Source organism: Nocardiopsis sp. TNDT3 (assembly GCF_003427465.1).
Classification (GTDB): Bacteria; Actinomycetota; Actinomycetes; order Streptosporangiales; family Streptosporangiaceae; genus Nocardiopsis; species Nocardiopsis dassonvillei.
Window position 1 is genome coordinate 1 of sequence record NZ_QPFC01000752.1, and the last position, 6,098, is coordinate 6,098.

Here is a 6,098-nt window from a genome sequence, read left to right on the forward strand (position 1 = left end):
CGGGGGGGGGGCGCCACAGGGCGTTGCCGCCGCGCCGGGACGGCGCTCGCCTCAGTCCCCGACGACCGGTGCCTCCGCCGGACGCAGCAGCGGCCCCACGTACTCCAGGGCCTGTCCGACGAGGGACTCCACGTCGTCCCTGACGTCGAGTTCGAGGCCGGGTTCGTCCTCCCTCAGCCGTTCGAGGGTGTCGAGCTGCGACTCCAGGAGCGCGGGCGGCATGAAGTGGTCCTGGCGGGCCTCGATCCGCCGCCAGATCACCTCGGCGGAGCCGTGCATGTGCAGGAAGCGCACCCCCGGGGCGGCCTGGCGCAGGACGTCGCGGTAGCTGTGCCTGAGCGCCGAGCAGGCCATGACCGTGGACTGGCCGGCGGCCTCGTGCTCGGCGATCCACCGGGCCAGCTCGTGCAGCCACGGCCAGCGGTCCTCGTCGGTCAGCGGGACGCCCGCCGCCATCTTGTCGATGTTGGCCCGGGGGTGGAAGTCGTCGGCCTCGGCGAAGGGCAGGCCCAGCTGCTTGGCCACACGTTCGGCGACAGTGGTCTTGCCGCTGCCCGAGACCCCCATGAAGACAAAGTGCATGGTTTCTCCGTGTCGTGGTGCCCCTGCGCGGCCGCAAGCGTCACCGTTAATAGTGATATCAATCAATCCGGCTAGGCTTCAGCGTGACCCACGGCCGCATGCGGCCAACCGGACGGCCCCGGAGCACGAGGAGAACGATGGCCACGGACCACCGCACACTGCACAACCGCGTGCTGGCGGTGCTCGGACCCGCCATCGCCGCAGGCGAGTACCGGACCGGCCACACCTTCACCCTCCAGGGCCTGGAACAGGACTTCGGCGTCTCCCGGACGGTCGCGCGCGAGGCCGTGCGCGTCCTGGAGTCCATGCGGCTGGTGGTCAGCCGCCCCCGCACCGGCATCCGCGTGCGCCCGCGCCGGGACTGGAGCGTCTTCGACCCCCAGCTCATCCGCTGGCGCCTGGCCGGGCCCGGCCGGATGGAGCAGCTGCGCTCGCTCAACGAACTGCGCGCCGCGCTGGAACCGGGGGCCGCGGCCCTGGCCGCCGAGCGCGGCGACGCCGAGGAGCGGGCCCAGCTGGTCGTGGTCGCCGACCAGATGGTCCGCACCGGGCGCGCCGGTGACCTGGAGACCTTCCTGGAGTTGGACGTCACGTTCCACCGCCGCATCCTGGAGCTGTCCGGCAACGAGATGTTCGTCGGCCTGTCCCAGGTGGTGGCGGAGGTCCTGGTCGGACGCACCTCCTACCACCTGATGCCGCGCAACCCGCGCCCGGAGGCGCTGCGGCTGCACAAGGCCGTGGCCCAGGCGATCCGGGACGGCCTCCCCGACGTGGCGGAGGCCGCGATGCGCTCCATCGTCACCGAGGTGTCCGTCGCGCTGGAGGGCGACCGGAGGGCGGAACCCGCGTCCTGAGCGGACGACCGGGTTCCGCCCGCGCGGTCACAGCACCAGGCTGAGTCCGAAGGCGAGCCCGAAGCCGATGAAGCCGATCAGGGTCTCCATGACCGTCCAGGTCTTGAGCGTCGTCTTGACGTCCATACCCAGGAAACGGCCGACCAGCCAGAACCCGGAGTCGTTGACGTGCGACAGGGCGGTGGCGCCGGAGGCGATCGCGATGACGATCAGGGCCAGGTCGATCGAGGAGAGTCCCGAGGTGGCCGCCACGGCCGGGGCGATCAGGCCCGCCGCCGTGGTGATGGCGACGGTGGCCGAGCCCTGGGCGACGCGCAGCGCGAGCGCGATGACGAAGGCGGCGACGATCACCGGCAGGCCGGTGGACTCCAGGCTGTCGGCGAGGGCGTCGCCGATGCCGCTGGTGCGCAGCACGCCGCCGAACATGCCGCCCGCGCCGGTGATGAGGATGATGGCGCAGACCGGGCCGAGCGCGCCGCCGACGATCTCCTCCACCCGCTGGCGGGTGAAGCGGCCCGGGCTGAGCACGACCATCGCGAAGAGCACGGTGATGAGCAGCGCGATCGGGGTCTGCCCGAGCAGCTGGAGGATCTGCACCCACGTGGCCTCGGCGGGCACCGCGCCCGTGGAGACGAGCGTGGTCATACCGGTGTTGGCGAAGATCAGCAGCATCGGCAGCAGGAGGACGGCCAGCACCGTCACCAGGCGCGGCGGGTTCTCGTGCTTGACGGTGCCGTCGGACATGATGTCCTCGGGAACCGCCAGCTCCCACTTCCTCCCGGCCCACAGGCCGAACAGGTAGCTGGCCAGGTACCAGGTGGGGATGGCCAGGATGGTGCCGATCAGCAGCACCAGGCCCATGTCCGCCTCGATCTCCACAGCCGCGGTGACCGGGCCGGGGTGCGGGGGCACGAAGGCGTGCATGACCGCGAAGGCTCCCGCGGTGGGCAGCGCGTACATGAGCACGGATCCGCCGACGCGGCGGGCCACGCTGAAGACGATCGGCAGCATGACGATGAGGCCGACGTCGAAGAAGATCGGGAAGCCGAAGAGCAGGGAGGCGACGCCGAGCGCGAGCGGCGCGCGCTTCTCACCGAAGAGCCTGATCAGCGCCCCGGCCAGGACGGCCGCGCCTCCGGTGATCTCCAGCAGGCGGCCGATCATCACGCCGAGCCCGACGAGCAGGGCGACGTTGGCGAGGGTGCCCCCGAAGCCGTCCAGGAGGGTGGGCACCACCCCGGAGACGGGGATGCCGGTGGCCAGGGCGGTCAGGACGCTGACCAGGATGAGCGCCACGAACGCGTGCAGCTTGAGGCGGATGATCAGGAACAGCAGGAGGGCGATGGCTCCCGCAGCGATCCCGAGAAGGGGTCCCGTCCCGTAGACGGGTTCGAAGTTCTCCACGACGGAGCCTTCCGTGGGTGTGCGGTGGTGCTGAGCTGTACGGGAGTACGGCTCCGACCTGCTCTGGGGGCAGGCTCCGAGAATGGTAATACCATTTGTGAGGTTATGTGAACACCGGCGTTCCGTTCTGTTACGCCCGCGAGACCTGCGTCACCGGAAACCCGACCCACCAGCAGCTTCCGGGGCAAGGGTGACATGCGACACACCGGTGCGTTCGGGCGTCACTCCGTGAGCCCGGCGGCCACCGCCAGCCCCACCTCCCTGGACGTGAGGTAGGGCGAGGCGTCGTGCGCCTTCGGCCCGTTGTCCACCGGCAGGTCCGCCACGCCGCCGAACAGCGGGTCGAGCTCCTTGACCAGGGCGACCACGTCGCGCCGGTCGGCCACGTTGGTCCACGTGCGCACCGCCGGCGGACGGGTGCCGCGGCCCTTCTCGGGGGAGGGCAGGAGGCGGTCGAAGATCAGCCCCGCGATTCCGAGGGGGGACCCGACCGTCACGAGGTCGAGGAGCGGAGCGGAGGCGGAGGCCGGATCGTCGGAGGGGGCCCGGGAGGCGGCGCACAGGGCCTCGTAGGCGACCACGCTGCCGAGCGAGTGCGCGACGACGAGGCGGGTGTCGGGACCGATCCCGGCGAGGACCCGCCGCTGGGCCGCCGACCTCACGGCGGGGTCGGTGAGGTAGGCGCGGACCTGCTTGAGGTCGGCGATCATGGCGCGGTCGGCGAGCCCCGCGAAGACGGGGTGGCGGGACAGCGACACCAGGGCGCGCTGTACCCAGGAGGGGGCGCCGAACCGGACCGGTGCCCCCGGTCCGGGCACCGAGGGGTCGGTCCGGGCGGCCTCCTCCCACAGTGCGCGCAACAGGTCCTGTTCCAGGCCCTCCTCGACGTCGGAGGCGTCGTAGGGCGGGAGTCCGACCGCGCGGTGCCCGGCGGGCCGGAAGAGGTCGCCGTAGAAGGCCATGGCGACGTCGTCCGGAGCGAGGCGGGCCCCGGCCAGGGCCGCGCCGTCGGTGAGCGCGGGGCGCCACTGGGCGAGCAGGGTCTCGGCGCCCTTGAACTGCTGGGCGATGCCGTGGACGCAGAGGATCCTGGCCACGCGGCCTCCTTGGAGCGGTGGGGGGTTCAGGGGCGGGTGAGTGAGTCCGTGTTGAGGCGGAGGGCGACGAGGCCGGAGTCGGTGGCGGCGTAGAGGTTCCCGTCCGGGGTGACCGAGAGGTCGTGGACCAGACTGCCCACACCGATCTCCCCGACCATGGTCCCGGCCGCGTGGTTCCAGGCGCGGATCACACCCTGGAGGTCGGAGACGACGACGAGCGGGACACCGGCGACCCGGGCGATGCGGATCGTCCGAACCCCGTCGACGAGGTCGGGTACCGGCAGTGCGGTACGCGACCAGTCCCGTGTGTTCCAGGCGAGGAGGGGGCCCTTGTCGCCGCCACCGACGAGCAGTCCTCCGTCCCCGGTGTCGGCGATGTCCACCGCGCGCAACCGTGTCCCGGCGTCGCCGAACGGCCCGGCGACCGGTTCTCGGGTCCGCAGGTCCCACACCCGGACCGTGCCGTCGGCGGACGCGCTGGCGAGCAGGTGCCGGTCACCGATGCGCACGGTACGGATGTTGCGCACGATCGCGGTGTGCCCTCCCAGCGGTTCCCCGACACGCGTGCGCTCGGCCAGGTCCCACACGTGGAGGCGGGCGTCCTTGCCCGTGGTGACCACGACGGTCCGGCCGTCCAGGTCGTGTACCGCGAACTCCGTCAACGGCGCCAGGTCCTGCTCGTGGAAGGAGGCGACCGCCTCCCCGGTGGCCGTGTCGACCAACTCCATCCACCGCCATCTCTGCACGAGGTGGGTGGTGTCCGAGACCCGGCACAGACGTGAGCCGCGCTCCTGGCTGGTGAGCAGGGGATGGGCCAGGTGCCCGGTGTCCGCGTCGTGGGCGCGCAACGTCCCGTCGAACCCCATGGTGTGCACCCTCCCCTGGGCACCGTCGACGGACACCCCTCGCAGCTGGTGGTCGAGGCCGGAGAAGGCCTCTCCGACCGGACTGGTCGTGGCCACGTCCCACAGGCGCGCCTGCGCGTTCTGGACGGACAGGAACCCGAGCCCCGTGACGGTCTCCGTGAAGACGCCCTTGATCAGCCCGTTCTCGCTGGACAACAGGGGCCTTCCCAGCCGCTCTCCCGCGAGCAGGTCGCCCAGGTGGAGCCTCCTGTCCGCGTCCAGTACCGCGGTGTGGCCGTCGTTGGTGACCCGGGCGCCGAAGTTCAGCAGTTGGACGCCCCACCCCTCCAGGGCACGGCCGACCGGCTGCCAGTGTTCGACGGAGTAACAGCACAGGTCGTTGGCCCCGCTCGTGGTCAGGGCCACGGGAGTCCCCCGGACGAAACCGATACCGATCGTGCCCCTGTCCAGCGCCTCGTCCCATGACTCGCGTCCGACCACGCGTTCCGGGAGGGTGGCGGGCCGCCCCTCCCAGGACCAGAGGTACAGGTAGTCCTGCGTCGTCCGGACGAGAAGGCGCAGTACCCCCGCGTCCACCCGGGCCCGCATCTCGTGGATGCCGCCGATCTGCCCGGTGAGGGGGCTGACGACATCGGCGCCCGCGCCCAGGTCCCACAGGCGGATGGTTCCGTCCTCGCTCCCGCTGACCACCAGGGAGCGGCCGTTCAGTTCCACCGTCTGGAGGCAGGTGACCGCGTTGGTGTGTCCGGTGAGGTGTCGGACGCACTCGCGTCCCCGGAGGGGATGCCAGACCCGCAGACTCGTGTCGTCCCCTCCGGTGACCGCGACCAGGTCGCCGTCCACCGAGGTCATCGCCACCGCCCGGATGGCGCCGTGGTGGCTCTCCAGCGGCCGGGCGATCCCCCGGAGTTCCTCCAGGTCCCAGACGCACAGCATGCCCTCGGCCCCGCCGGTCGCCGCGTAGGGCCGTCCCGCGTGCACCGCGGCGGTGACGGCGTTGATGGTCTCGACGTGCCCGGTCTCGGGCTGGTCCGCGGCCAGGTCCCACACCCGCGCGGTCCGGTCATCGCTGACGGTGACGGCGAAGACATCATCCGACTGCGAGGTCAGAACCGCCTGGTTCAGCGCCTGGGTGTGCCCCCGCAGGGGGTGGCCCTGCTGGCGCATGGTCTCCAGGTCCCACACCCGCGCGTCCTCCCACCCGCTGGTCAGGACCACCCTCCGTTCACCGAACCCGCCCGCGTCGATGGACCTGACACCCGCCCGGACAGGCATGACATGGGGGTGCACGGAAG

At 71.8% G+C, this 6,098-nt stretch carries 5 protein-coding genes; 1 reads left to right on the plus strand and 4 read right to left on the minus strand.

Features of this window, described 5'->3' with window-relative positions; all coding sequences use genetic code 11:
* Positions 1-51 precede the first annotated feature (51 nt).
* Complete coding sequence (locus DQW06_RS18605; RefSeq protein ID WP_013154646.1) at positions 52-582, minus strand: gluconokinase; 531 nt, start codon at positions 580-582, stop codon at positions 52-54.
* Between the two features lie 137 nt (positions 583-719).
* Between DQW06_RS18605 and DQW06_RS18610 the strand changes: the two genes are divergently transcribed.
* On the plus strand, positions 720-1,436 hold the full coding sequence (locus tag DQW06_RS18610; RefSeq protein WP_013154647.1) for a FadR/GntR family transcriptional regulator: 717 nt from the start codon (positions 720-722) through the stop codon (positions 1,434-1,436).
* A 27-nt stretch (positions 1,437-1,463) separates the two neighbouring features.
* Here DQW06_RS18610 and DQW06_RS18615 read toward each other — a convergent pair whose 3' ends face one another.
* From DQW06_RS18615 to DQW06_RS18625, 3 genes are all read right to left on the minus strand, one after another.
* On the minus strand, positions 1,464-2,840 hold the full coding sequence (locus DQW06_RS18615) for a GntP family permease (RefSeq protein ID WP_013154648.1): 1,377 nt from the start codon (positions 2,838-2,840) through the stop codon (positions 1,464-1,466).
* A gap of 221 nt (positions 2,841-3,061) precedes the next feature.
* Entirely contained in the window at positions 3,062-3,937 is an 876-nt protein-coding gene (locus DQW06_RS18620) for a hypothetical protein (RefSeq protein ID WP_117199002.1), read from the minus strand.
* Between the two features lie 26 nt (positions 3,938-3,963).
* On the minus strand, positions 3,964-6,098 hold a 2,135-nt coding region (locus DQW06_RS18625), incomplete at its 5' end, for a WD40 repeat domain-containing protein (protein ID WP_198662484.1).

Excerpts from the sequence above, each read along its gene's own strand:
- DQW06_RS18605 (WP_013154646.1), bottom strand. The coding sequence starts at position 582 with ATGCACTTTGTCTTCATGGGGGTCTCGGGCAGCGGCAAGACCACTGTC.
- DQW06_RS18610 (WP_013154647.1), top strand. The coding sequence starts at position 720 with ATGGCCACGGACCACCGCACACTGCACAACCGCGTGCTGGCGGTGCTC.